Source organism: Streptomyces sp. NPDC001606 (assembly GCF_053596835.1).
In genome coordinates this window covers 87,160-113,301 of record NZ_JBSFHC010000018.1, presented here as the reverse complement: position 1 = coordinate 113,301, position 26,142 = coordinate 87,160, and the positions used below count along the sequence as shown (strand labels likewise).

The window sequence follows — 26,142 nt, the reverse complement described above, 5'->3', positions numbered from 1 at the left end:
TCAGGGCCGGGCTGTCGCGTCCGTGGCGTCCATGGAGGTCCGGGAGCCGCTCCGGAGGTCCTTGGCGCCGTTCGGGCCGGCCGGGGCGGGGAGCCGCTCCCGCCCTGCCGACACCCACCAATGTGCCGGACCCGTGTTAAGCGGGTGCTGCGTGCACGTGACACTTCCGGAACGGCGCGAACAGCCCGGGACACCGCGCGTTCGCCGGGGTCACAGGCCGTTCACCGCACGTTCGCTACTTGTTGCCGCCCTTGGCCAGGAAGGCGAGCAGGTCCTGCCGGCTGACGACACCGGTCGGCTTGCCCTCGACCAGGACGATCGCCGCGTCGGCCGTGCCGAGCACCTGCATCAGGTCGCCGACCGGCTCGCCGGAGCCGACCTGCGGCAGCGGGGCGCACATGTGCTTCTCCAGCGGGTCCTCCAGCGAGGCCCGCTTGCTGAACAGGGCGTCCAGCAGCTCGCGTTCGACGACCGAGCCGACGACCTCGGCGGCCATCACGTCCGGGTGCCCGGCGCCCGGCTTGACGACCGGCATCTGCGAGACGCCGTACTCGCGCAGCACCTCGATGGCCTGGCCGACGGTCTCCTCCGGGTGCATGTGCACCAGCGAGGGGATGGTGCCGCCCGCCTTGTCGCTCAGGACGTCGCCGACGCGGGCGCTCGGGCCCTCGTCCTCGAGGAAGCCGTAGTCAGCCATCCACTCGTCGTTGAAAATTTTACTGAGGTAGCCGCGGCCGCTGTCCGGCAGCAGGACCACCACGACGTCGTCCGGGCCGAGCCGCTCGGCGACCCGCAGCGCGGCCACGACGGCCATGCCGCAGGAACCGCCGACCAGCAGGCCCTCCTCCTTGGCCAGCCGGCGGGTCATCTGGAAGGAGTCCTTGTCGGAGACCGGCACGATCTCGTCGGCGACGGTGCGGTCGTAGGCGGTCGGCCAGAAGTCCTCACCGACGCCCTCGACCAGGTACGGCCGGCCGGAGCCGCCGGAGTAGACCGAGCCCTCCGGGTCGGCGCCGACGACCTTGACCGCGCCGCCGCTGGCCTCCTTCAGATACCGGCCGGTGCCGGAGATGGTGCCGCCGGTGCCCACGCCCGCCACGAAGTGGGTGATCTTCCCCTCCGTCTGCTCCCACAGCTCGGGGCCGGTGGAGTGATAGTGGGAGAGCGGGTTGTTGGGGTTGGAGTACTGGTCGGGCTTCCACGCGCCCGGCGTCTCACGGACCAGCCGGTCGGAGACGTTGTAGTAGGAGTCCGGGTGCTCCGGCGCCACGGCGGTCGGGCAGACGACGACCTCGGCGCCGTACGCGCGCAGCACGTTGATCTTGTCGGTGCTCACCTTGTCGGGGCACACGAAGATGCACTTGTACCCCTTCTGCTGAGCGACGATCGCCAGCCCCACGCCGGTGTTGCCGCTGGTCGGCTCGACAATGGTCCCGCCCGGCTTCAGCTCGCCGCTCTGCTCTGCCGCCTCGATCATGCGCAGGGCGATGCGGTCCTTCACGGAGCCGCCCGGGTTGAAGTACTCCACCTTGGCCAGGACGGTGGCCTGGATGCCCTTGGTGACGTTGTTGAGCCGCACCAGCGGGGTGTTGCCGACGAGGCTGATCATCGAGTCGTGGAATTGCACCGTTGTCTCCGGTTGCTTGCAAAAACTGTGGTCGTAGTGGTTCCGCCAGCCTAAGGCCCGCGGGTGACGCGGCGCGGGCGTTCACTCCCCGTCGAGATTGACGCACGCCCTGTACGGGGCAAGGAGTGGGTACGGCTACGAGGAGGTGGCGGCGACGCATGACGAGCATGTCGAGGGCGAGGGTGGCCCGGCGTATCGCGGCCGGTGCGGCGTACGGGGGCGGCGGGGTCGGACTGGTCGGCGCGGCCGCGGTCGGTCTGCTGCTGGCGGAGGTGCGGCTGGCCCGCCGGCATGTGGGCAACGGCGGCGGCGGCCGGGTGCCGGTGGCCGACGGGGTGTACGGCTGGGGGTACTCCCGCTCGGACGGGCTCGGCGGCGAGGGGGCCGGGCTCGGCGCGGCGTACGGCCTCGCCGGCGATGTGCCGCTGCGGCTGACCCTGCTGGGCGACTCCACGGCGGCCGGTCAGGGGGTGCACCGCGCCGGGCAGACGCCGGGGGCGCTGCTGGCCTCGGGCCTGGCGGCGGTGGCGGAACGCCCGGTGGAACTGCGCAATGTGGCGCTCCCCGGCGCCCAGTCCGACGACCTGGACCGCCAGGTGAGCCTGGTGCTGTCCTCCTCGGCCCCCGTCCCGGACATCTGCGTGATCATGATCGGCGCGAACGACGTGACGCACCGGATGCCGCCGACCCGCTCGGTGCGGCATCTGTCGGCGGCGGTACGGCGGCTGCGCACGGCCGGCGCCGAGGTGGTGGTCGGCACCTGCCCCGACCTCGGCACGATCGAACCGGTGCAGCAGCCGCTGCGCTGGCTGGCCCGGCGGGCCTCGCGGCAGCTGGCGGCGGCCCAGACGATCGGGGTGGTGGAGCAGGGGGGCCGCACGGTGTCCCTCGGTGATCTGCTGGGCCCGGAGTTCGAGGCGAACCCGCGGGAGCTGTTCGGCCCCGACAACTACCACCCCTCGGCGGAGGGGTATGCGACGGCGGCGATGGCCATACTGCCCACCGTGTGCGCCGCGCTGGGTCTGTGGCCGGAGGAGGAGCGGCCGGACGTGTCGCGCCGCGAGGGTTTCCTGCCGGTGGCGCGGGCCGCCGCGGAGGCCGCTTCCGAGGCGGGCACGGAGGTCACGGCGGCGATGCCGACGGGCCCGCGCGGCCCGTGGGCCCTGCTCAAACGCCGGCGTCGGCGCCAGGTCCCCGAGCCGGAGGCGGTCACCCCGTCCCCGTGACCGTCCCCCGGCCGCGTGGGAGGCTGGACGGACGAGGGCCCGGGGGTACGGCGCTGCGGCCAAGCGAGCGGCAGCCAGGCAAGCAGCGGCCAAGCAAGCGCTTAGAAAGTGCGGCCAGTGTCACACCACGACACCGGTGACCTGGGCCATACGTACCGGTAACTTCCCAAGCGGCCATGCCAAACTCAGCCCCACTGGAGCCGTGATGCCCGAAGCCGTCATCGTCTCGACCGCCCGCTCCCCCATCGGCCGCGCCGGCAAGGGTTCCCTCAAGGATCTGCGCCCCGACGACCTCACCGCCACCATCATCCAGGCGGCCCTCGCCAAGATCCCCGAGCTGGACCCGCGGGACATCGACGACCTGATGCTCGGCTGCGGCCTCCCCGGCGGCGAGCAGGGCCACAACCTCGGCCGTGTGGTCGCCGTACAGATGGGCATGGACCACCTTCCGGGCTGCACCATCACCCGGTACTGCTCCTCCTCGCTCCAGACCTCCCGGATGGCCCTGCACGCCATCAAGGCCGGCGAGGGCGACGTCTTCATCTCGGCCGGCGTCGAGACCGTCTCCCGCTACGTCAAGGGCAGCTCCGACGGCCTGCCGGACACGCACAACCCGCTGTTCGCCGAGGCCGAGGCCCGTACCGCCGCGGTGGCCGAGTCGACCGGCTCCACCTGGCACGACCCGCGCGAGGACGGCCTGCTCCCCGACCCGTACATCGCGATGGGCCAGACCGCCGAGAACCTGGCCCGGCTCAAGGGCATCACCCGCCAGGACATGGACGAGTTCGGTGTCCGCTCGCAGAACCTCGCCGAGGAAGCCATCAAGAGCGGCTTCTGGGAGCGCGAGATCACCCCGGTGACGCTGCCCGACGGCACGGTCGTCAGCAAGGACGACGGCCCGCGCGCCGGCGTCACGCTGGAGGGCGTGTCGGGCCTGAAGCCCGTCTTCCGCCCGGACGGCCTGGTCACCGCCGCCAACTGCTGCCCGCTCAACGACGGCGCCGCCGCCGTCGTCATCATGTCGGACACCAAGGCCCGCGAACTGGGCCTGACCCCGCTCGCGCGGATCGTGTCCACCGGCGTGTCCGGCCTGTCCCCCGAGATCATGGGCCTCGGCCCGGTCGAGGCGTCGAAGCAGGCACTGCGCCGGGCCGGTCTGACCATCGACGACATCGACCTGGTCGAGATCAACGAGGCCTTCGCCGCCCAGGTGATCCCCTCCTACCGGGAGCTGGGCATCGACATCGACCGGCTGAACGTCAACGGCGGTGCCATCGCCGTGGGCCACCCCTTCGGCATGACCGGCGCCCGGATCACCGGCACGCTGATCAACTCCCTCCAGTGGCACGACAAGCAGTTCGGTCTGGAGACCATGTGCGTCGGCGGCGGCCAGGGCATGGCCATGGTCATCGAGCGGCTGAGCTGACCCACGGTCGGTAGCGAACCGGCCACGTTATGTCGGCCAGGGGCCCAGAACCGAGGAAACTCCCAGGTTCTGGGCCTTTCTGTGATCCAATCTCCCCCAGGATGTGACCTATCTGACGCGCCGGACACATCGGTGCAGGTCAGTGAAGGTCAGCGCGGTACACAACGAAACCATGAGCCAAAAGTCCTGTCCGTTTCGTGACGTTACGCACTGACAGTTGGTTAGTCCGCCCTTCAAGCTGATGTAGGAAGTCGGGGGTCGACTTTGAACCTGGGAGTACGTCAGTGAGCGCCATGCCGATCGCCCTGCTGCTCACCACGGCCGCCACGGGCGCCGTGGGCGTCGCCGTCCTGCGCACCGTCCTGAAGCTGCGCCGCCAGCTCACGGAGTTGCAGGCCCAGCTCGCCGAGAACCAGCACGCCACCACGCGCGCGCTGCTGCCGAACGCCCGTACCTCGGCCGCCGCCGACCAGATACGCACGGCCGTGGCCGAGGCGCTCGCGGAGGAGCGGGAGCGGGAGCTTGCCGAGGCGCGCGCCTTCTGGGCGGCGCAGGAGGCACGGGACGCCTCCGACACTCCCTCGCTGCTGGGCCTGCCGGACACCGAGCTGTTCCTGCCGCGGCAGAGCGACTTCGTGGGCCTGGAGCCGGTCGCCGAGCCGGGCGCCGACGCCGACGAGTTCTCCGGGGAGTCCCCGGAGCTGGCCGCCGCCCGCCGTCGCCACCCCTCGCACCCGGACTTCGTCCCGGTGCAGTCGCCCGCCGTGAACGACCACGAGCGTACGGTGACCACGCTGGAGCAGCTGGCCGCCGAGCGCGTCGAGCTGTCCGACGTCCGCCCGGGCCCGCTCGGCACCCTCGACGTCTATGTCTTCGCCGACGGCACCACCCTGTGCATGACGCCGGGCCACCGCGAGACGGCGGAGCGTCTGGCGGCCGCGGTGGAGGCGGGCGAGGCTCCCTACCTGCTGGGCGGCTCGGGCATCTCCGGCGCCTACACCCTCACCTTCGCCTGCGGCGAGAACGGCACGGACATGGTCTACATCCTGGCCGACCGGGTGATCGCGTCCCTGTAGGGCCTCAGACCCCCGCCCGCTTCCGCGCCTCCTCGACCAGCCGCACCGCCTCCGCGACCTGGTCGTCGCTCTCCAGCACCACCGCCAGATCGTGGGCGGCCACGAGGATCTGGTCGGCCGCCGCGAACATCCCGGCGTCCGGCATCTCCCGAGGCTCGGTCCCGGGCTCCTCGACGCGCTGCGCCCATCCGGCCAACTGCCGGGCCAGCGCCAGCGCCTCCGCGGCGGCGCCTCTCTGGAGCCGGCTCTGCGGAGCGGCCCGCAGCCGGTCGGCGAAGTGATCCACTGCTTGGGTCAGGGGCGTCGTATCAACCACGCGCCGAGCGTAACGTGCCGGACTGTTGCCAATACGCGAACGCTCAGGCACGGTGACGTGAAGGACCGGCTTACATCCCCTTTGCGTTCGGAGGCGCCGATGTCCCAAGTCTTCTCCGAGGAGACCCATCGCAATCTGCTCGCCCGCATCCCGCACTGCACCGGTCGTGAAGTCTCCGACTGGCTGCGCACCGTCGAAGAAGGCCCGTCACTCTTCCGCTTCGAGGAGAAGGTCAGCTGGCTCCGGCACGAGTACGACCTCGCGTACGGCCACGCGAAGGCGCTCGTGCACGAGTACGACCTGAGGAGGGCGGCCCGCAAGCTGCGCTAGCCACCGCTCCCCCTGCATGGCGAAGGGCCCCGGGTCGGAACCCGGGGCCCTTCGCAACGACGGGGCAGGCGCTAGTCGTTGTTGGTGAAGATGGCCACCAGCCGCAGCATCTCCACGTAGATCCACACCAGGGTCATGGTGAGGCCGAACGCGGCGAGCCAGGACTCGTTGCGCGGGGCGCCGTAGGCGATGCCGTCCTCGATCTGCTTGAAGTCGAGCGTCAGGAAGAACGCCCCGAGCAGGATGGCGACGATGCCGACGAGCGCGCCGAGCGGGCCGAAGCTGCGCAGACCGCCGTCCTCGGCGACGCCGAAGGCGACCAGCAGCAGGTTGACCGCCATGACCACGAAGAAGGCCATCGCGATGGCGATGCCGATGCGGGCGTACCGCGCGGTGACGCGGACCCAGCCGGCCTTGTAGACCAGCAGGGTCGCGGCCGAGACCGCCATGGTGCCGAGCACCGCCTGGAAGGGCGCGCCCTGCCAGCGGCTGTTGTACATCTCGCTGATGACGCCGAGGAAGACGCCCTCGAAGGCGGCGTACCCGAGGATCAGCGCGGGCGAGGGGGTGCGTCGGTAGCTCTGCACCATCGCCAGGACGAACGCGACGATCGCCGAGCCGACGGCCAGGCCGTAGCTGGTGGCCGAGACCGGCAGCAGCGCCCAGGCGAGGACGGCGCCGACGGCGACCGTGCCGAGCGTGATGGCCGAGCGGACGACCACGTCGTCCATGGTCATCCGGTCGGTGGTGACCGGGGCCTGCGGTGGCGCGCCGACGCCCTGCTGGGCGTACGGGTTCTGCGCGTAGGGGTTCTGGCCGTAGGGGCTCTGCGCGTACGGGTTGCCCTGTGCGTACCCGGCCTGCGGTGCGGTGTTGAAGCCGGCGTAGCCGTGGTCGCGGCTGAACCCCCGTCGCGAGAAGACCGGGTTGCTGCTCCTCATCTCACTCCTCCATGGCTGCCGTGCGCAGCCTTGGCTCAAAGCGTAATGGATTGGCAAAGGATCGACGTGATACCTGAGGAGGATCTTTCCCCTGCCGTGCTGAGCAACACGCTACGCGGCCGGGTGATTCCTGGCCATGGGTGATCGCACTGAGGGTGCCCCCTAGGGGCGTGGTGGTGCCCGGAGCCGGACTTGAACCGGCACGCCCGCGAAGGGGCAGCGAGGTTTAAGCTCGCCGTGTCTGCATTCCACCATCCGGGCAGGCCGTGGGCTCCGCTTCGGGTTCCGAGCCTATCGGGACGCATCCCCCGAACAGCGGAAGGGCGGACCGATGTTGTCTTATTTTATTGACGTCTGAGGGTGCATCAGCCCAAGGAACAAGCCATCCGCACTTGCCAATAGCCTGACGCGGGGCGTCTGCCGACGCACGCGAAATGACGGAATTTCACCGTCTGAACGAGGGTGTTCCACCCGTTCTCGACAATGCCCGACACTCCCTTGACCGTGCTGACGCTCCCTTGACGTTGCCGGATCTCGGGGTCGGTGGTCCTTCCCAGGTATGACACGGTCGCCCCGGGTCCGACCCGAGTCGCCCTCCGGAACCCGTTCTGCGTCTGACTACACGGCCGTCCCGCGCCGGAACGATGGAGAGGTCCCCTGAACCACTCGTCGTCCCGACAGGAGCACCCTCCCGTGACCACCACCCCCTCCCCCGAACTTCGTCCGGGGGTAACCCCGGCCGGCCGGACCACGGCCGTGGCCGCACGCGCCACCGAGCTGTCGAAGATCTACGGGCAGGGTGAGACCCGGGTGGTCGCCCTGGACCGGGTCTCCGTGGACTTCCGGCAGGCCGAGTTCACCGCGATCATGGGCCCGTCCGGTTCCGGCAAGTCCACGCTGATGCACTGCGTGGCGGGCCTGGACACCTTCTCCTCGGGCTCGGTGCGGATCGGCGAGACCGAGCTGGGCTCCCTGAAGGACAAGCAGCTCACCAAGCTGCGCCGGGACAAGATCGGCTTCATCTTCCAGGCGTTCAACCTGCTGCCCACGCTGACCGCGCTGGAGAACATCACCCTGCCGATGGACATCGCCGGGCGGAAGCCCGACAAGGCGTGGCTCGATCGCGTCATCGAGATGGTCGGTCTGTCCGGGCGGCTGAGCCACCGGCCCGCCCAGCTCTCCGGCGGCCAGCAGCAGCGCGTGGCCGTCGCCCGCGCCCTCGCCTCCCGGCCCGAGATCATCTTCGGGGACGAGCCGACCGGAAACCTCGACTCGCGCTCCGGCGCCGAGGTGCTCGGCTTTCTGCGCAACTCCGTACGCGAGCTGGGCCAGACCGTCGTCATGGTCACGCACGACCCGGTGGCCGCCGCCTACGCGGACCGCGTGATCTTCCTCGCGGACGGCCGGATCGTGGACGAGATGTACGCCCCCACCGCCGAGTCGGTCCTCGACACCATGAAGCAGTTCGACGCGAAGGGCCGTGTCAGCTGATGTTCCGCACCGCCCTGCGCACCGTCCTCGCGCACAAGGCCCGGCTGCTGATGACCGTGCTCGCCGTCATGCTCGGCGTCGCGTTCGTCTCCGGCACCCTCGTCTTCACCAACACCATCTCCGACGCCTACCAGAAGAGCAGTGCCAAGGGCTTCGACGGCGTCGACGTCGCCGTACGGCCTCAGTACCAGGAGTCCAAGGGCGACCAGGTCGGCAGGACGCCCGAGCTGACCCAGGCCCTGCTGGAGCGGGCCGCGAAGGTCCCCGGCGCCGCCTCCGCGACCGGTGTCGTCAGCGGCTTCACCGCCGTCGCCGACCGGCACGGCAAGCTGGCCGGCGGCGACTGGCAGTCCGCCGGCGGCAACTACTGGGGCACCAAGGACGCCCGCTACCCGCTGGTCAGCGGTCACGCCCCGCGCGGCAGCGGCGAGGTGCTCCTCGACTCCAAGACCGCCGAGCGCGCCGGCTACCGGGTCGGCGACACCGTGCGGCTGTCCGTGAACGGCCCGGTGCTCACCCCGACCCTCGCCGGCATCTTCACCACCGACGACGGCAACGTCTCCGCCGGCGGCAGCCTCGCCCTGTTCGACACGCCGACCGCGCAGAAGCTGTTCGGCAAGAAGGGCACGTACGACGAGATCGACGTGCGGGCCGCTCCGGGCACCAGCCAGTCCGCGCTGAAGGCCGGGCTGGACCGGGCCCTGCCGTCCCGCCTGGTGGAGACCACCACCGGCGCCCGGCTCGCCGACGACCAGGCGAAGGCGATCGCCGACTCGATGAGCAGCCTGAAGCAGACCCTGCTGGTCTTCGCCGGCATCGCGCTGTTCGTCGGCACCTTCATCATCGCCAACACCTTCACCATGTTGGTCGCCCAGCGCACCCGCGAGCTGGCACTGCTCCGCGCGGTCGGCGCCTCCCGCCGGCAGGTGACCCGGTCCGTGCTGGTCGAGGCGTTCGTGGTCGGCGCGGTCGCCGGGGTGGCCGGTCTGGCCGCCGGTGTCGGCATCGGCGCGGGCCTGCGGGCGCTGCTCGGCTCCTTCGGGGCGAGCGTGCCGGACGGGCCGCTGGTGATCACCCCGGGCACCGTGGCGGCCGCCCTCGCGGTCGGTGTCCTCATCACCATGCTGGCCGCCTGGCTGCCCGGCCGCCGGGCCGCGAAGATCCCGCCGGTGGCGGCGATGAGCAGCGTGCACGCCAAGGCGACCACCAGGTCGCTGGTGCTGCGCAACACCCTCGGCGCGCTGTTCGCGGCGGCCGGGGTGACGGTGGTCCTCGCGGCCACCACGATGAGCGCCGACTCCGCGCAGGCCCCGATGGGGCTCGGCGCCGTCCTGCTGATCATCGGCGTGTTCGTGCTGACCCCGCTGCTGTCCCGGCCGCTGGTCGCGGCCGCCGCGCCGGTGCTGCGCGCGTTCGGGGTCTCGGGCCGGCTGGCCCGCCAGAACGCGGTGCGCAACCCGCGCCGTACGGCGGCCACCGCGTCGGCGCTGATGATCGGCCTGACCCTGATCACCGGGATGACGGTGATGGCGGGCAGCCTCCAGACGTCCATCGACAAGATGGCCTCCTCGGCGATCCGCGCGGACTACGTCGTCTCGATGGCCAACCGCTCGCCCCTCTCCCCCGACGTGGCGAAGAAGCTGGCCGCCACCGACGGCGTGACCGCCAGCAGCCCGCTGCGCAACGCCGCGTCCCGGATCGACGGCACGACCGAGTACCTGACCGGGGTCGACGGCTCGGCCATCGGGAAGCTGACCGACCTGACGGTGGACGAGGGCTCGTTCACGGTGGGCGGCACCCGGGTGGTCGTGGACAAGGACCGGGCCGAGCAGTACGGCTGGCACGCCGGGTCCCGGTTCACCGCGCACTTCGAGGACGGCACGGCACGCCGGCTGACCGTCGCCGGGGTCTACGAGGGCAACCAGATGATCAACGGGATCATCCTCGACGACACCGTCCTGACCCCGCACCTGACCCACCCGTCCGACATGCAGGTCATGGTGAAGACGGCGGACGGCGCCTCGGACGCGACGAAGGACCGGCTGGCGAAGGCGCTCGGCCTGAACCCGGCGATCAAGATCCAGGACAAGCAGGACATCTCCAACGACATCGCGCAGATGTTCACGATGATGCTGAACATGGTCTACGGCCTGCTCGGCATGGCGGTGATCGTCGCGGTCCTGGGCGTGATCAACACCCTGGCCATGTCCGTCTTCGAGCGCTCCCAGGAGATCGGCATGCTCCGCGCGATCGGCCTGGACCGCAAGGCGGTCAAGCGGATGGTCCGTCTGGAGTCCCTGGTGATCTCCCTGTTCGGCGGGGTCCTCGGCATCGGCCTGGGCGTGTTCTTCGGCTGGGCGGCCGGCGAGCTGCTCGGCACCAAGATGCCGACCTACGAACTGGTCCTGCCCTGGGGCCGGATGGCGCTGTTCCTGCTGCTGGCGGGCGTGGTCGGCGTCCTCGCCGCCCTGTGGCCGGCCCGGCGCGCGGCCCGGCTCAACATGCTCGCGGCCATCAAGGCCGAGTAAGGGCGAGCAGGGCAGTAAGGCCGAGAAAGGGCCGGATGACGGTCGTACGACGGAAAGGGGGCCCCTGGGCGAGGGGCCCCCTTTCCGTCGTACCCAGAGGATCAGGCGGTCCAGGTGCGGGTCCGCAGCGGCAGCCCGGGGGCGCCGGAGTCGGGGGTGCGGATCGCCAGGACCTGGTTGACGCCGATGCGGTTGCGCTCGAAGGCGAGCGCGCAGGCGGCCATGTACAGCAGCCAGACCCGGGCCCGGCCGGGGCTGGTCAGGCCGACCGCGCGGTCCCAGCCGGCCTCCAGGTTGGCCACCCAGCGGCGCAGGGTGCGGGCGTAGTGCTCGCGGATCGCCTCCACGTCCCGCACCTCGAACCCGGCCCGCTCCAGCTGGGTGACGGTGGTGCCGACGGGGGCGAGTTCGCCGTCGGGGAAGACGTAGGCGTCGATGAACGCGTCCACCTCGTAGGCCGCTTCGTCGCGCTGGGGGCGGCGGGCGATCTGGTGGTTGAGCAGCCGGCCGCCGGGCTTCAGCAGGGCGTACAGCTGGCGCGCGTACTCCAGATAGCGTTCGGCGCCGACGTGTTCGGCCATGCCGATGGAGGAGATCGCGTCAAAGGGGCCGTCCACGACGTCCCGGTAGTCCTGGACCCGGATCTCCACCCGGTCGGTCAGTCCCTCGTCCGCGACGCGCTTGCGGGCGTACGCGGCCTGTTCCTGCGACAGGGTGATCCCGACGACGCTGACGCCGTGCTCGCGGGCCGCGTGGATGGCCATCGAGCCCCAGCCGCAGCCGACGTCCAGCAGCCGCTGACCCTCCTTCAGGCCCAGCTTGCGGCAGACCAGTTCCAGCTTGTCGCGCTGGGCGTTCTCCAGGGTTCCGCCGTCCTCCCAGTAGGCGCAGGAGTACACCATGGAGGGGCCGAGGACCAGCTCGTAGAAGTCGTTGCCGACGTCGTAGTGGTGGCTGATGGCCCGCTTGTCGGTGCGCCGGGTGTGCAGCCCCCGGCGGGGCCGGCGGACCTCCTCGCTCGGCGGGGCCGGCGGCACCGGCGGGCCGGCGAGCTTCAGCAGCTCGCGGCCGGCGGCCCGGACGGCGGGGTCGCGCAGGGTCTGGAGGAGGCCGGGCGCGTCCTCGTCGCGCTCCCAGACCAGCCCGGCCATCGCGTCCAGCGCGGTGTACAGGTCGCCCTCGATGTCCAGGTCCCCGGCCACCCAGGCGCGGGCCAGGCCCAGTTCGCCCGGCTTGAAGAGCATCCGGCGCAGGGCGCGCCGGTTGCGTACGACGAGCGCCGGCGCATCGGCCGGCCCCGCCTCGGAGCCGTCCCAGGCCCTGATCCTCACCGGGAGCGGGACTCCCAGCAGCTGCTCGGCAAGACTCCTCAGCCGCGACGCGGCGTCGGCCATGGCGCACACCTCCAAGACGACGATCCCGGATGCCGGTTGGCACGTAAACACCCGGAGCCCTCATTCGTAGTCCCGCACCGGGCCGACTGGCCGTTTCCTGCCAGGGACGCGCCGCAGGAGTATCCCCGGGAACGCCGAAGGACCTCCCGCACCACGGATGGCAGGAGGTCCTTCGGTTGGTTCGGCCGTACGGCTGTTCAGCGACCGGGGGAGGTCAGGAGGCCTTGGCCTTCGCCTCGGTCTTGCCGGCGGCGGCGACCGGCGCCGGCTTGGCGGCCTCGTAGAACTCCTCGCGCGGGTTCTCCATGGCGCCCAGGGAGACGACCTCGCGCTTGAGGAACATGCCGAGGGTCCAGTCGGCGAAGACGCGGATCTTGCGGTTCCAGGTCGGCATCGCCAGACCGTGGTAGCCACGGTGCATGTACCAGGCGAGACGGCCCTTGAGCTTGATCTTCATCTTGCCCATGACGATCATCGCCACGCCCTTGTGCAGGCCGAGACCGGCGACCGCACCCTTGTTGGCGTGCGAGTACTCCTTCTGCGGGAAGCCCCGCATGCCGGAGACCACGTTGTCGCCGAGGACCCGGGCCTGGCGCAGCGCGTGCTGGGCGTTCGGCGGGCACCAGGCGTTCTCGTTGCCCGCCTTGCGGCCGACGAGGTCCGGGACCTGTGCGTTGTCACCGGCGGCCCAGATGTAGTCCGTGCCCTTGACCTGGAGGGTGGGCTCGCAGTCCACGTGACCGCGCGGGCCGAGCGGCAGACCGAAGCGGGCGAGGGCCGGGTTCGGCTTGACGCCGGCGGTCCACACGATGGTGTTGGCGTCGACCTCGAGGCCGTTCTTCAGCACCACGTGGCCGTCGACGCAGGAGTCCATGGAGGTGGAGAGGTAGATCTCCACGCCCCGGCTCTCCAGGTGCTCCTTGCCGTACTGGCCGAGCTTGGGGCCGACCTCGGGAAGGATCTTGTCGGCGGCGTCGACGAGGATGAACCGCATGTCCTCACGGGACACGTTCTTGTAGTACTTGGCCGCGTCGCGGGCCATGTCCTCGACCTCGCCGATGGTCTCCGCGCCCGCGAAGCCACCGCCGATGAAGACGAAGGTGAGCGCCCTGCGGCGGATCTCCTCGTCGGTCGTGGAGTCGGCCTTGTCCAGCTGCTCCAGCACGTGGTTGCGCAGGCCGATGGACTCCTCGATGCCCTTCATGCCGATGCCCTGCTCGGCGAGGCCGGGGATCGGGAAGGTGCGGGAGACCGCGCCCATGGCGATGACCAGGTAGTCGAAGGGCAGCTCGTACGCCTCGCCCACCAGCGGGGCGATCGTGGCGACCTTGCGGTCCTGGTCGATGGTGGTGACCCGGCCGGTGAGGACCTCCGCCTTCGGCAGCACGCGTCGCAGCGGGACGACGACGTGGCGAGGGGAGATGTTGCCGGCGGCGGCTTCGGGGAGGAAGGGCTGGTAGGTCATGTACGACCGGGGGTCGACGACCGTGACGGTCGCCTCGCCGTAGCGCATCTTCTTGAGGATGCGCCGAGCTGCGTACAGGCCTACGTACCCACCGCCTACTACGAGGATCCTGGGACGCTCCGTGGTGCTCATGGCATCGAGTATCCACCCGCCGGGAGGGGGTCGCTCGTGCGCCCCTTCACAAGGTCCGACAGGGCCTGTGCTACACTCCCCGACCCGCGTGACGCAGATCATGGCGTGCTCGGGGAACCGTGAACCGGTTCGCCCCGTTGTCAATGCCGCGTGAGCTGCCTCTCCGGGCACCCGGGGGGTGCGTGAGGGTGTCGGAACACCCTCGGAACAACCCTCTCCGAGGCCTTCTCGCGCCTGCCATCTGAACATGTTCAAACGGCTCTTGACCCCCCGGAAGGGCCTAGTGGCCCCCTTCGACGGCCCGCCGGGGGGCAATATCTTGTGAAGAACTTCACGAAGGTTCCCGGCGGCTCGTCACCGAGGGGCCCCGCAGGGCCCCCCGAAGTCGCTCAAACGTTATCCGACCTGCTCAGCCGACGGCTACTGGTCAGTAACAAAAGAGAGCTACGCCACCGACCACGCGGTCCCGTCGAGGATGTCGTGCTCGCTGACGATGACCTCCTCGGCGCCGATCCGCTCCATGATCGCGAGCAGCACCAGGGCGCCCGCCCCGATCACGTCCACCCGCCCCGGATGCAGCGAGGGGATCGCCGCGCGCTCGGCGTGCGTCGAGCGCAGCAGCCACTCGGTGATCTCCCGGACCCGCTCGTAGCCGACCACGGAGTGGTGGACGCGCTCGGAGTCGTACTCCGGCAGCTCCTGGGCGATCGCGGAGACCGACGTGACCGAGCCGGCCAGACCCACCAGGGTCCGGGCCTCGCGCAGCGGCACCGTCTGCTCGGCCAGGTCGAGCGCGGCCTCGATGTCGGCCCTTATCGCGGCGATCTGCTCCTCGGTCGGCGGGTCGGTCACCTTGCCGTCCCGCACCAGGTGCCGCTCGGTCATCCGGACACAGCCGATGTCCACGGACCGCGCGGCCCGGGCGTGCTCCTCGCCGACCACGAACTCCGTGGAGCCGCCGCCGATGTCCACGACCAGATACGGCCTGGCGAGGTCGTCCCGGCTCTTCAGGTCCTTGGTGGCGCCCATGAAGGAGTACTCGGCCTCCTGGTCGCCGCTGATGACCTCCGGCTCGACCCCGAGGATGTCCAGCACACCGCGCACGAAGTCGTCGCGGTTCTCGGCGTCCCGGGAGGCCGAGGTCGCCACGAAGCGGAGCCGCTCGGCGCCGTGCTTCTTGATGATCTCCGCATACTCGCGGCACGCGGCGAACGTCCGCTCCAGCGCCTCGGGCGCGAGCCGGCCGGTGCGGTCGACGCCCTGGCCGAGCCGCACGATCGTCATCCGCCGGTCCAGGTCGACCAGTTCACCGGTGGCCGGGTCGGCGTCCGCGACCAGCAGACGGATCGAGTTCGTACCGCAGTCGATGGCGGCGACACGGGTCACTTGTTCTCCCCCTCGGTGTGGTCGGGCCCGGCCTGGTCGAGCGTCACGCACGCGCCCTTGCGCCACCACTCCGGCAGCATCGCGAGCGCCTCGTCGCCGAGCGGGTTCACGCCCGGCCCGGCGGCCAGCGAGTGGGCCACCAGGACGTGCAGGCACTTCACCCGGTCCGGCATGCCGCCCGCGCTCGGGAAGCCCTGGAGCACCTCGATCTCGTCCCGGCGCCGGATGTAGTCCTCGTGCGCGGCCCGGTAGGCGGCGGCCAGCTCCGGGTCGCTCTGAAGACGCTCGGACATCTCCTTCATCACGCCGTTCGCCTCCAGCGTGCCGATGGCGGAGGACGCCTTGGGGCACGTCAGGTAGTACAGCGTCGGGAAGGGCGTGCCGTCGGGGAGCCGGGGAGCCGTCTCCACGACGTCCGGCTGACCGCACGGGCAGCGGTGCGCGATGGCCCGAAGGCCCCGCGGCGGGCGGCCCAGCTGCTGCTTGAAGGCCTCGACGTCCGCGTCGGTGGGCTCGGTGCGCGGAGTGGGCGGCGGAGGCGTTTCCATGACTGCTTTCGAAAGACTTTCTGTCGGTGGCCGGCCGAGGACGTGTCGTCGGTGGCCGGCCGATGGCCGAGGCTGCTGCTCAGCCGACGGTACCGGTCACTGGTCGGAGGCGTCGGACTTGTCGATCCCGTCCCAGACGTTCGCGTACCAGGGCCGGTGGGCGGCGCGCAGGTCGGTACGGGACTGCCGGGCCGCGCCGGGGTCGACCACCACGTACCCGGTCTCGCCGGGCATCACGTAGTGCAGCCGCCGCCGGATCTGCTGCTCGGCGTAGGAGTCGTCCTGCCAGCGCGCCTTGAGGTCGCGCAGCTGCTCCACGCGCTCGCGCGCCTGTTCCTGCTGCCGCTGGAGGTCGGAGATCTGGGCGCGCTGGGAGACGTACTGCCGCATCGGGTAGGCGAGGGCGACGATCAGCGAGCACAGCACCAGCGCGAGCAGCGCCGCCCGTCCGGTGAGCCGGGAGCGGCGGGCCTGCCGTTTGGTCTGGGAGCGGTAGACCCGGGCCGCCGTCTGCTCGCCGAGCAGCCGCAGCCTGGTCGCGGTGGAGAAACGGTCCCGGTCCTTCACGGCCATCTGGCGTACCGCCTCCCCTTGTCTGTCGCCTGCTGCTCGCACACGTGCGTACGTCCCCGGACACGGTACGGGACCGGGTACGGGGACGTACGTACGACTGGCGAGGACTTAGCCCCTACTGGCTCAGCCCTCTGCCGGCTCGGCTCTCTGCCGGCTCAGCCCTTGAAGCGCGGGAAGGCGCTGCGGCCGGCGTACACCGCGGCGTCGTCGAGGATCTCCTCGATGCGCAGCAGCTGGTTGTACTTGGCGACGCGCTCGGAGCGGGCCGGGGCGCCGGTCTTGATCTGGCCGCAGTTGGTGGCGACGGCCAGGTCGGCGATGGTGACGTCCTCGGTCTCGCCGGAGCGGTGGGACATCATGCACTTGAAGCCGTTGCGCTGGGCCAGCTCGACGGCGTCCAGGGTCTCGGTCAGCGAGCCGATCTGGTTGACCTTGACCAGCAGGGCGTTGGCGGTGCCCTCCTCGATGCCGCGGGCGAGGCGCTCGGGGTTGGTGACGAACAGGTCGTCGCCGACCAGCTGGACCTTGTCACCGAGCTTGTCGGTGATGGTCTTCCAGCCGTCCCAGTCGTCCTCGAACAGCGGGTCCTCGATGGAGACCAGCGGGTACGCCTCGACCAGCTCGGCGTAGTACTCGGTCATCTCGGCGGCCGAGCGGTTCTTGCCCTCGAAGACGTAGGAGCCGTCCTTGTAGAACTCGGACGCGGCCACGTCGAGGGCGAGGGCGATCTGCTCGCCGGGGGTGTAGCCGGCCTCCTTGATCGCCTCCAGGATGAGGTCCAGGGCCTCACGGTTGGAGCCGAGGTTCGGGGCGAAGCCGCCCTCGTCGCCGAGGCCGGTGGCCAGGCCCTTGTTCTTCAGCACCTTCTTCAGGGTGTGGTAGACCTCGGCACCCCAGCGCAGGGCCTCGGAGAAGGACTCCGCGCCGATCGGGGCGATCATGAACTCCTGGATGTCCACGTTGGAGTCGGCGTGCGAGCCGCCGTTCAGGATGTTCATCATCGGCACCGGCAGCAGGTGCGCGTTCGGGCCGCCCAGGTAGCGGAAGAGGGGGAGGTCGCTGGCCTCGGAGGCGGCGTGGGCGACGGCGAGGGAGACGCCGAGGATGGCGTTGGCGCCGAGGGAGCCCTTGTTGTCGGTGGCGTCCAGGTCGAACATGGCCTGGTCGATCAGGCGCTGCTCGGTGGCGTCGTAGCCGACCAGCTCGGGGCCGATCTGCTCGATGACGGCCAGGACGGCCTTCTCGACACCCTTGCCCTGGTAGCGGTTCGGGTCGCCGTCGCGGAGCTCGATGGCCTCGAAGGCGCCGGTCGAGGCGCCGGACGGGACGGCGGCACGACCCGTGCTGCCGTCGTCGAGGCCGACCTCGACCTCGACCGTGGGGTTGCCTCGGGAGTCCAGGATTTCCCGGGCTACGACGACGTCGATGGACGGCACGAGCATCTCCTTCTTGGATGTGACGCTGGAAGTTCGGGGCGGTCTGCCTTACGGCTGTGCCTTGCGACTAGAGCCTAACCGCCCCAGGGCCATCGGCCAGCCGACCGACCGGCCCGTGGACGGGGAAGGACACGCAGACGGTACCCATTGTTCACCGTCGGAACAAAGGGGGGTGCGGAAGAACAGCGGACGACGGCTCGGCAAAGAGCCCGGCCGGCCCGGAGCGGCCGGGGGCCGGTCATGGAAAAGCCCCGCCCCGGCGCGTACGGGGGAGAACGCGCCGGGGCGGGGGGCCCGCGGGGACGGGGGGTCGGCCCTCACCGGGGCTTCACTCGGCTGCGAGTGTGGGGGGCCCGGTGGTGAGGGCGCTGTGGCTCTGCGCGGGGCCGCAGGTCACTTCAGGTGCAGCTGCTGGCCCGGGTAGATCAGGTCGGCGTCCGTGACGATGTCCTTGTTCAGGTCGAACAGCTTCTTCCAGCCGCCCTGGACGTGGTGCTTCTCGGCGATGGTGCTGAGGGTGTCGCCCGCGACCACCTTGTACTCGCCGTCGCCCTTCTTGACCTTCTTGCCGGTCGGCGTGGTCACGGTCTTGCTCGGGGACGGGGTGGTGCGCTGGGTGGAGCGGGTGGCGGCCTGCCCGTCGGTGGAGCGGCTGGTGGTGCCGGTGCTCTTGGTCGTGGAGCCGGTGCTCTTGGTCGTGGAGCCGCCGGCCGGGGCGGAGCCGTTGTACGGCGTGCTCGTCAGGCCCGTGCCGCAGACCGGCCAGGCACCCTTGCCCTGCGCGGCGAGGACCTTCTCGGCGACGGAGATCTGCTGCGCCTTGCTGGCCTTGTCGGCGGTCGAGGCGTAGGCGGTGCCGCCGTACGCGGCCCAGGTGGAGGCGGAGAACTGAAGACCGCCGTAGAAGCCGTTGCCGGTGTTGATGGCCCAGTTGCCGCCGGACTCGCACTGGGCGACGGCGTCCCACTGGGAGGCGGTGGCGGCGGAGGCGTTGCCGGCCGCCATCAGCGGGGCGGCGACGGCGGCGCCGGCGACACCGGCGAGTGCGACGGCGCGGACGGCCTTGGACGGACGACGGTGCTTGCCCTTGCCGGAAAACAGCATGGATCATCCCCTCACCGACGCCTGCGAGGTGAGCTGTCGGGTTCGGGCCGGTTGAGTTGCCCGGCCGCACTCCGCTTGCGCGGGGCGCGGCTTCACCCCAAGCCGGTTCCGGCCTCAACGGCCGGTCACGGCACCTACCTTGGTTCCCCCGCTCCTGCCTGCGGCGCTCGAAGCGACGACTGTTCCCGGGTGGCCGCTGGCAGGATTCGGCGTTGCGACCGCCGGGGCTCGCGGTGGCGAGCGGTCCTGACCGTAGACACGCGATCGGCGGAATTTCAAAGACGATCAGGGCTTCTGAGACTCATCCCACACTTTCGCCAAAACGGACATTAGCGATCAAGCAGGGCGTCAACTGGCCCTAATTTACGCCCGTTTCGGTACCGACTTTCAGCGTCTGACCGGCACTGATGTCGTTCGGGTCGGACCCGATGGACTTCTGGTTCTCGGCGTAGAGGGCATGCCATCCGCCGTCGACCCCAAGGGAGTCCGCAATGGAGGTGAGAGAGTCCCCCGCGCGCACGGTGTAGGTGTCCGGCCGACGGGAGGCATGGCGGCCCGAAGCGGCGTCGTTCTGACCGTTTGTCACGTTTTCGTCCGCACTGTCCCCACGGTGACGCCCGCCACTGCTGAGCGAACCGGTGTCCACCAGGCTCCAGGAGCCGGCGCTCTGCTGGGTCGGGTCCGGATCGTCCGCTTCCGGCGTGTCCGGGGTGGAAGTGTCGCTTTCCTTGGGGTTCTGGCTGCCGGTCGGCGCGGAGGTGCCCGGCTTCGGGGTGCCGCTCGGGGTGGAGCCGTGCGCCTTGCCGTGGTGCGCGCCGGAATCCTTGCCCGTACCCGAGGAGGGGGTCGAGGCGGGGTCCTGGGTCGAGGTGGAGGGGCCGGAGGAGCCGGCGCCGCCGGAGCCGGTGCCGCTGTCCGTGCCGGAACCGGAACCGGACGGCGAGCCCGTCGAGTCCGCCGAGCCGGTCGAGCCCGTCGTCGGGTCGGACGGCGTACCCGCATCCGACGAGCCGGACGAACCGGAGCCGTCCGTGGAACCGGACGAGTCGCCCGTGCCGCCGGTGCCGCCGGAGCCGCCGACGCCCGTGTCGACGTCCACCGAGCCGGAGTTCGCGGTCAGCCCGGACAGCAGGGCGCAGGTGGCCCAGGGCGTGGTGCCCTTGTCGGCGAGGATCTTCTCGGCGACGGCGATCTGCTGCGAGCGGCTCGCCTGGTCGGGGCTGCTGGCGTAGCGCGTGCCGCCGTACTTGGCCCAGTCGTCCTGGGATATCTGGAGACCGCCGTAGTACCCGTTGCCGGTGTTCGCGCTCCAGGAGCCGCCGCTCTCGCACTCGGCGACCTTGTCCCAGGTGGTGCCGTCGGCCGCGTTGGCGCTCGCGGCGCCGAGGAGCGGGATCGCGATGGCGGAGCCGGTCACTCCGGCCGCGACGAGGAGGGCCGGAGCCTGACGGGGGCGACGGTGACGACCGTTCCCGGAGAGCATGCGGAAGCCTTTCGTGCGACAACAGGAGCGGCGTGGCGGTTGGTGCGGGGCGCCACGCTGATGGGTGAACGTATCGGCAACGATCACTTGTCACAAGTTCATGCCGCGCAGATCACGTGAAGATCACAGAGCTGATGGTGTGTCATCTCGCCCCGCGGGGTATCGGGGCGGCCGGTGTTCAGGCGCCCGGCGTGAACTCCACCGGCAGGGTGCGCAGGCCCCGCATGATGAGCCCGCCGCGCCAGCGCAGCTCGGCCGGATCGGCCGCGAGCCGCAGGTCGGGCAGGCGGGTGAACAGGGTCGCGAGCGCGCTCTGGCCCTCCAGCCGGGCGAGCGGGGCGCCCAGGCAGTAGTGGATGCCGTGGCCGTAGCCGAGGTGCTGGTTGTCCCGCCGGCCGAGGTCCAGCACATCCGGGTCGGCGAACCGCTCCGGGTCCCGGTCGGCGGCGGCGAGCACCACGAGCACCGGGTCGCCGGGGGCGATGTCCTGGCCGCCGATGGTCAGCGGCTCGGTGGCGAACCGCCAGGTGGCCAGCTCCACCGGGCCGTCGAAGCGCAGCAGCTCCTCGACACCGGTCTCCAGCAGATCCCGCTCGCCGCGGGCCAGGGACTCCTGGAGCCGGGTCCGCTGGCCGGGGTGGGTGAGCAGCGCGTAGGTGCCGTTGCCGATGAGGTTGACGGTCGTCTCGAACCCGGCGAACAGCAGGATGAACGCCATCGCCGCGGCCTCGTTCTCGGTGAGGTGCTCGCCGTGGTCGGAGGCGCGGATGAGACCGGAGATGAGGTCCTCGCCGGGCACCGGCTCCGCGGGCAGCGCCGCGCGCTTCTTGTGGATCAGCTCGGCGAGGTAGCCGCGCATCTTCTTGACGGACCGCGCGACCCCGCCCCGGGGGCCGCCGCCGTGCCGGATCATCATCCCCGCCCAGTCCCGGAAGTCGTCCTGGTCCTCGCGCGGGACACCGAGCAGGTCGCAGATGGCGTAGATGGGCAGCGGGAAGGCGAACTCGTGGATGAGGTCGGCCGAGCCCCGGGCCGCGAACCCGTCGATGAGGTGGTCGGTCAGCTCCTGCACCCGGGGCGCGAACTCGGCGACCCGGCGGGGCGTGAACGCCTTGCTCACCAGCCGGCGCAGCCGCGTGTGGTCCGGCGGGTCGATGTTCAGCAGATGCGTCATCAGCTCGGCCTTGCGCTCACCGGGGATACCGGTCTTCCCCTTGGCGTGCGCGGGCTCGTCGTGGTGCGCCGGGTTCTTGCTGAGCCGCTGGTCGGCGAGGGCCTGCTTGGCATCGGCGTACCGGGTGACCAACCAGGCCTCCACCCCGCTGGGCAACCGGGTCCACCGCACCGGCGCGTGCTCCCGCAGCCACGCGTAGGCGGGGTAGGGGTCGGCGGCGAACTCCCAGCTGAAGAGGGCGGGGGTCGCGTCGGGGGTGGTCGGGGGGTGGGGCAGCTCGGTCACCTCTCGACGGTATCCGGCTGCGCCCCCTTCCCCTCGCGCCTCCCCCTTGTTACGCCTTCTCCCCTAGTACGCCTTCTCCCCTTGTTGCACCTTCTCGTGCCTGTCAGGCCTTCTCCTCCGGCAGTCCCTCCGCCGCCCGTATCGCGTCCCGGTAGACCCGGGCCGCCGCGCGCAGGGCCGCCTCCGGGTCGGTGCCGTTCGCCTCGGCGTGGGCGGCCAGGGCGAGGAGTTCATAGCCGACGCCCTCGCCCGTGGGCAGCGGGACGTCCAGGCCGGCCGTGCGGGCGCGGGAGGCGAGCTTGGCGGCGAGGGCCAGGCCGGGCTGGCCGAGCGGGACGCCCTCGGTGACCGAGTCGCGCTGCTTCTCCTCGGCCTTGGTGCGCAGCCAGTGCGCCTTGACGTCCTCCGGCGTCTCGGCTTTCTCGTCGCCGAAGACATGCGGGTGGCGGTGGATCAGCTTGGCGACGATGCCGCCGGCCACGTCGTCGATGGAGAACGGCGCGTCCGGGTGCTCCTCGGCGATCCGGGAGTGGAAGACCACCTGGAGCAGGACGTCGCCCAGCTCCTCGCGCAGCTCCACCCGGTCCCCGGCCTCGATCGCCTCGACCAGCTCGTACATCTCCTCGATGCCGTGCTTGGCCAGGCCCTCGTGGGTCTGCCGGGAGGACCACGGGCACTCGGCCCGGATCTGGTCCATCACCTGGACGAGGTCGAGCACGCGCGCGCCCGGCAGGTCGTAGGAGGCGGGCAGGAGCTCCAGCTCCGGCATGGCGACACGGCCGGAGCCGGCCAGCCGGGCCAGGCCGTCGGTGAGCGCGGGCTCGCCCTCGCCGGTCGCCACGACCACCACCGTCCGCCCACCCGCACAGGCGTCGACCAGCTCCTGCGCGGTGGGGGCGGCCTCGGCCACCGCTATCCCCGCCTCCCGCAGATAGGGCAGCTGCGGGTGCGCGCCGTCCGCGCAGAGCACGGCGTCGGCGGCGTGCAGGGCCTGCCAGGCGGGCCAGGACAGCAGGCCGGGCGCGACCCGGTGGCTGGTGGTGAGCAGGACGACGCGACCGGGGTCGATGGTTTCGTTCACGATCCGAACGTAACCCACCGCGGAACCCGAGCGGATCCGGTTATCCACAGGGCGCCGGGATCCTGTGATCGTATGACCGACTGGTGGCCTTCCGCGGCTCCTCCGCGGCTCCTCCGCCGCGTCCTACGCCGTGAGCGGCTGTCCGCCCGACACCTCGGTGACCTCCCGCACCCAGGGCGTCTTCGCGTCCACCCGGCTGCTCTTCTGCACGTCCCAGGCGCCGTAGCGCGGGTTGAGGTCGACGTGGAGTTCCGCGGACGCCTTGGCCAGGGCCTTCCAGAAGGCGGGCTGGGAGGCGTCGGTGCCGAGCTTGGCGCCGAGCTTCTGCGCCTCCAGCCGGAGCCGCAGATTGTCGTCCAGGCGGGCCGGCGCGATGCCGTACTTCTGGAGCCAGGCCGTCTCCAGCCCCTTGGCGCCGCCCGCCTGCTGCTCCAGGCCGGTGCGCAGCTGCTGGAGCTCCTTGCGGGTGACCGTGACGCCCTCGTCCTGCGCGGCCCGGTGCAGCACCCGGTCGAGCACCATGTTGTGCAGGGTGTCCCGGGTGAGGCTGCTGGTGGAGGCGAGAACCTGCTGGTACTGGCTCTCGTCCGGCACCGCGGCCCGCTGTGCCCGGCGGACCTCGTTGACGCGGCTCTCCAGCTGGGCGACGGTGATCCGCTGTCCTCCGACGACGGCGGCCGCGCCCGGATGCGCATCGTTTCCGCAGGCGGTCAGGAGGGGCGCCGCGGCGGCGATCGCGGCGGTGAGGACGAGCGCGGTGCGACGGCGGCGGTGCAAGGAAACCTCCAAGGGGAGATTGTGCGACGGTGCACAAAGTCTTGCGGTGATCGATGGTAGGCAGCAGCACTGCTCCGGCCAACCCATTCGACCAACGATTCACCACGACTTCGGGCACCGAATCACCCGAGAAGGCTGGAACCAGCCGCACCGCCCGCGGAGACCAAGAACTAGCCGCGCACCTGTCCGAGCCACTGGAGGGTACGGCGGATGTCCGCGGCCAGCGGGTGGGCGGGGCCCCGGAGGCGCTCCACGTCCATCAGCAGGCGCGCGAGCGTCTCGTGCGCCGAGGGCCGGTCGCCGAGGGCGAGCAGCAGATGGCCGATGCGGCGGCGGACCTCGTGGGCGAGCTGCGGATCACCGGAGACGTACTGGTTCTCGTAGTACGGCAGCAGCGCGCGGTACTCGGCGAGCGCCGCCGCCGGCTCGCCCAGCTGCTCCAGGCACTGCGCGGCCTCGTAGCGGAAGCGCAGCGACTGCGGGTCGGCCTGGCCGGCCTCGGCGGCGCGTTCGTCGGCGAGCCGGCGCAGTTCGGGCAGTGCGCGCCGGTACTGGCCGTCGTCCATGAGCGTCGCGGCATACTGCTTGCGCAGTGTGCGGACGACCGGGGAGTGCTCGCCATGCTGTTCGGCGGCGGCGGGCAGGATCGCGCCCAGGATGTCCACGGCCTGGGTGATGCGCCCCTCCCCCAGCAGCCGCTTGACCTCGTCCACGGCGGCGGCGACATCGGGCTTGCCGGCCGCCGCGGGCGCCGGGGCCACCGGGGCGGGCTGCGGCGCGGGGGTCCGCGCGCGGTCCGGCCAGGGGGCGTGCGGGCGCAGGAAGGGCCGCGTGGGGTCCAGCGGCGCCCCGGTAGGGGTCCCACGCGCGGGCAGCAGCCGCTCCAGGTCCTCGTACACCTCCTGCGCGGACGCGGGCCGGTGCTGCGGGTCCTTGGCGAGCAGGCGCAGCACCAGGGTCTCGAGCGCCTCGGGGACCTCGGGGCGGATCCGGCGCACCGGCAGCGGGGGCTCGTACAGGTGCCGGTGCAGCACGCCCAGCGCCGTGGAGCCCACGAACGGCACGTCGCCGCTGAGCAGTTCGTGCATCAGCACACCGAGCGCGTACAGGTCGGTGTACGGGCCGACCGCGCCGCCCATCGCCTGCTCGGGCGCCATGTAGGCGGGCGAGCCGATCGGCGAGCCGGTGTGGGTCAGCCGGGTGGTGTCGGTGTCCATGACCGAGGCCACGCCGAGGTCAAGGACGGTGACCGTGCCGTCCTGCTTCACCATCACATTGCGCGGCTTGAGGTCCCGGTGGACGATCGGCACGGCGTGCACGGCGCTCAGCACGGCGCACAGTTGCGCGGCCACCGCGACCGTCCACTGCCACGGGTACGGGTCGTGCTCCGCGAGATGGTCGGACAGGTCGGCGCCGTCGACGTACTGCATGACGAGGAACAGCTCCTCGCCCTCGCTGCCCGCGTCGTGCACCGTGACCAGGCCCGGATGGTCGACCTGCGCGGTGACCCGGCACTCGCGCACGAACCGGCGGCGCAGCTCGTCCGCCTCCTGGCCCGCCACCTTGTCCGGGCGCAGCAGCTTCACCGCCACGCGCCGGTCCAGCCGCTGGTCGTACGCCGTCCACACCTGGCCCATGCCGCCCTGCCCGATGAGCGTGGACAGCTCGTACCGGCCGGCGACGACGCGTCCGGTCGCCACGCTCACCGTCCGCCCTCGGGGTGGCCCTCGTGGCGGCCGTCGTGCTTGCGCAGATAGTCGCTCAGCTCGTCCAGCTCGGCCCGCACCTGGTCGATCCGCGCGGGGGCCGGGCGCTGCGGCGGCCCGGGCACGGGGGCCACCGGTGCTGCTGGTCCCACCGGCACGGGCGGCGTGACCGGCGGAGCCGGAGCAGTGGGAACGCCCGGCGCGAGGTACGGGACCGTCGGGACCGTCGGGCCCGGGTAGCTGTACGCCAGCGCCGGCCGCTGGGCCGCGTACGCCTCCTGCCGCAGCCCGTAGTGGCGGATCTCCGCGGCCAGGTAGTACGCGATCGTGCCCACCAGGGTGCCCAGCAGGAGGATCATGCCCGCGTTGCCCCGGACGGTGGTGATCTCGTCGCCGGGTTCGCTGCCTATCAGCGCGGTGCTGACGATGTCGGTGACCAGGACGGCCCCGAACAGACACCAGTCCAGCACCCGGCGCGTGACGATCGCCAGCCGCAGCAGCATCGCCCAGGACAGGAAGCCGATGCTGAGGATGCCGAGCCCGACGAACAGCACACGCAGGATGACCAGCCACGCGGTGTGCGGCGGCTGTTTCACCGGCTGTCCGAGGCCGTGGCCTTGCATGGCTGCTCCTGTTG

22 protein-coding genes, 1 tRNA gene and 1 riboswitch are annotated in these 26,142 nt (G+C 71.2%); of the genes, 6 read left to right on the top strand and 17 right to left on the bottom strand.

The window, feature by feature from the left end:
- Positions 1-235 precede the first annotated feature (235 nt).
- On the bottom strand, positions 236-1,627 hold the full coding sequence (locus tag ACWCV9_RS28280) for a cystathionine beta-synthase (protein ID WP_450790705.1): 1,392 nt from the start codon (positions 1,625-1,627) through the stop codon (positions 236-238).
- A 158-nt stretch (positions 1,628-1,785) separates the two neighbouring features.
- Here ACWCV9_RS28280 and ACWCV9_RS28275 point away from each other — a divergent pair, with 158 nt between their 5' ends.
- From ACWCV9_RS28275 to ACWCV9_RS28265, 3 genes are all read left to right on the top strand, one after another.
- A complete protein-coding gene (locus tag ACWCV9_RS28275) occupies positions 1,786-2,853 on the top strand; it encodes an SGNH/GDSL hydrolase family protein (protein WP_450790703.1) in 1,068 nt (355 codons plus the stop codon).
- 205 nt (positions 2,854-3,058) lie between these two features.
- Positions 3,059-4,279, top strand: a complete 1,221-nt coding sequence (locus tag ACWCV9_RS28270; RefSeq protein WP_450790701.1) for an acetyl-CoA C-acetyltransferase — start codon at positions 3,059-3,061, stop codon at positions 4,277-4,279.
- 284 nt (positions 4,280-4,563) lie between these two features.
- Complete coding sequence (locus ACWCV9_RS28265; protein ID WP_450790700.1) at positions 4,564-5,355, top strand: hypothetical protein; 792 nt, start codon at positions 4,564-4,566, stop codon at positions 5,353-5,355.
- Between the two features lie 4 nt (positions 5,356-5,359).
- Here ACWCV9_RS28265 and ACWCV9_RS28260 read toward each other — a convergent pair whose 3' ends face one another.
- Positions 5,360-5,671 (bottom strand): hypothetical protein, encoded by a 312-nt coding sequence (locus ACWCV9_RS28260; RefSeq protein WP_450790698.1) that lies wholly within the window; start codon positions 5,669-5,671, stop codon positions 5,360-5,362.
- 99 nt (positions 5,672-5,770) lie between these two features.
- On the opposite strand from ACWCV9_RS28260, the gene ACWCV9_RS28255 reads away from it, so the two are divergent.
- Entirely contained in the window at positions 5,771-6,001 is a 231-nt protein-coding gene (locus ACWCV9_RS28255) for a DUF4287 domain-containing protein (protein WP_385844886.1), read from the top strand.
- A 71-nt stretch (positions 6,002-6,072) separates the two neighbouring features.
- Here the strand turns inward: ACWCV9_RS28255 and ACWCV9_RS28250 are convergent, their stop codons facing one another.
- The gene (locus tag ACWCV9_RS28250; protein WP_450790697.1) at positions 6,073-6,942 is read right to left on the bottom strand and encodes a Bax inhibitor-1/YccA family protein; all 870 of its coding nucleotides are present in this window, start codon (positions 6,940-6,942) and stop codon (positions 6,073-6,075) included.
- Positions 6,943-7,116: 174 nt separating this feature from the next.
- Positions 7,117-7,203: transfer RNA gene (locus ACWCV9_RS28245), tRNA-Leu, on the bottom strand.
- Between the two features lie 432 nt (positions 7,204-7,635).
- Here ACWCV9_RS28245 and ACWCV9_RS28240 point away from each other — a divergent pair.
- Positions 7,636-8,433: an ABC transporter ATP-binding protein gene (locus ACWCV9_RS28240; protein ID WP_450790695.1), complete on the top strand. Its 798-nt coding sequence runs from the start codon at positions 7,636-7,638 to the stop codon at positions 8,431-8,433.
- Positions 8,433-10,961 carry an ABC transporter permease gene (locus ACWCV9_RS28235; protein WP_450790693.1) on the top strand — a complete coding sequence of 843 codons (2,529 nt, stop codon included), beginning with the start codon at positions 8,433-8,435 and terminating at the stop codon, positions 10,959-10,961. The genes ACWCV9_RS28240 and ACWCV9_RS28235 overlap by 1 nt, the downstream gene beginning before the upstream one ends.
- Positions 10,962-11,062: 101 nt before the next feature.
- Here the strand turns inward: ACWCV9_RS28235 and ACWCV9_RS28230 are convergent, their stop codons facing one another.
- The 13 genes from ACWCV9_RS28230 to ACWCV9_RS28170 form a co-directional block, all read right to left on the bottom strand.
- A complete protein-coding gene (locus ACWCV9_RS28230) occupies positions 11,063-12,355 on the bottom strand; it encodes a class I SAM-dependent methyltransferase (protein WP_450790692.1) in 1,293 nt (430 codons plus the stop codon).
- 214 nt (positions 12,356-12,569) lie between these two features.
- Positions 12,570-13,952: an NAD(P)/FAD-dependent oxidoreductase gene (locus tag ACWCV9_RS28225; RefSeq protein ID WP_385844893.1), complete on the bottom strand. Its 1,383-nt coding sequence runs from the start codon at positions 13,950-13,952 to the stop codon at positions 12,570-12,572.
- Between the two features lie 444 nt (positions 13,953-14,396).
- Entirely contained in the window at positions 14,397-15,338 is a 942-nt protein-coding gene (locus ACWCV9_RS28220; RefSeq protein WP_450790691.1) for a Ppx/GppA phosphatase family protein, read from the bottom strand.
- On the bottom strand, positions 15,335-15,886 hold the full coding sequence (locus ACWCV9_RS28215) for a DUF501 domain-containing protein (RefSeq protein WP_450790689.1): 552 nt from the start codon (positions 15,884-15,886) through the stop codon (positions 15,335-15,337). Before ACWCV9_RS28215 ends, ACWCV9_RS28220 begins: the two co-directional genes overlap by 4 nt.
- 96 nt (positions 15,887-15,982) lie before the next feature.
- A complete protein-coding gene (locus ACWCV9_RS28210; protein WP_385844897.1) occupies positions 15,983-16,459 on the bottom strand; it encodes an FtsB family cell division protein in 477 nt (158 codons plus the stop codon).
- A gap of 155 nt (positions 16,460-16,614) precedes the next feature.
- Positions 16,615-17,895 carry a phosphopyruvate hydratase gene (gene eno, locus ACWCV9_RS28205; RefSeq protein WP_450790688.1) on the bottom strand — a complete coding sequence of 427 codons (1,281 nt, stop codon included), beginning with the start codon at positions 17,893-17,895 and terminating at the stop codon, positions 16,615-16,617.
- A gap of 393 nt (positions 17,896-18,288) precedes the next feature.
- Entirely contained in the window at positions 18,289-18,999 is a 711-nt protein-coding gene (locus ACWCV9_RS28200; protein ID WP_450790686.1) for a transglycosylase family protein, read from the bottom strand.
- A gap of 3 nt (positions 19,000-19,002) precedes the next feature.
- Positions 19,003-19,175: riboswitch (cyclic di-AMP (ydaO/yuaA leader) on the bottom strand.
- A gap of 182 nt (positions 19,176-19,357) precedes the next feature.
- Entirely contained in the window at positions 19,358-20,482 is a 1,125-nt protein-coding gene (locus ACWCV9_RS28195; RefSeq protein WP_450790684.1) for a transglycosylase family protein, read from the bottom strand.
- Between the two features lie 178 nt (positions 20,483-20,660).
- Complete coding sequence (locus ACWCV9_RS28190) at positions 20,661-21,941, bottom strand: cytochrome P450 family protein (RefSeq protein ID WP_450790682.1); 1,281 nt, start codon at positions 21,939-21,941, stop codon at positions 20,661-20,663.
- Positions 21,942-22,044: 103 nt separating this feature from the next.
- The gene (locus ACWCV9_RS28185; protein WP_450790681.1) at positions 22,045-23,040 is read right to left on the bottom strand and encodes a nucleoside triphosphate pyrophosphohydrolase; all 996 of its coding nucleotides are present in this window, start codon (positions 23,038-23,040) and stop codon (positions 22,045-22,047) included.
- Between the two features lie 105 nt (positions 23,041-23,145).
- Positions 23,146-23,799, bottom strand: coding sequence for a SurA N-terminal domain-containing protein (locus ACWCV9_RS28180; protein WP_450790821.1), 654 nt, complete (start codon positions 23,797-23,799; stop codon positions 23,146-23,148).
- Between the two features lie 170 nt (positions 23,800-23,969).
- Positions 23,970-25,463 (bottom strand): protein kinase domain-containing protein, encoded by a 1,494-nt coding sequence (locus tag ACWCV9_RS28175; protein ID WP_450790820.1) that lies wholly within the window; start codon positions 25,461-25,463, stop codon positions 23,970-23,972.
- Between the two features lie 38 nt (positions 25,464-25,501).
- Complete coding sequence (locus ACWCV9_RS28170; protein ID WP_450790679.1) at positions 25,502-26,128, bottom strand: hypothetical protein; 627 nt, start codon at positions 26,126-26,128, stop codon at positions 25,502-25,504.
- Positions 26,129-26,142: the final 14 nt, after the last annotated feature.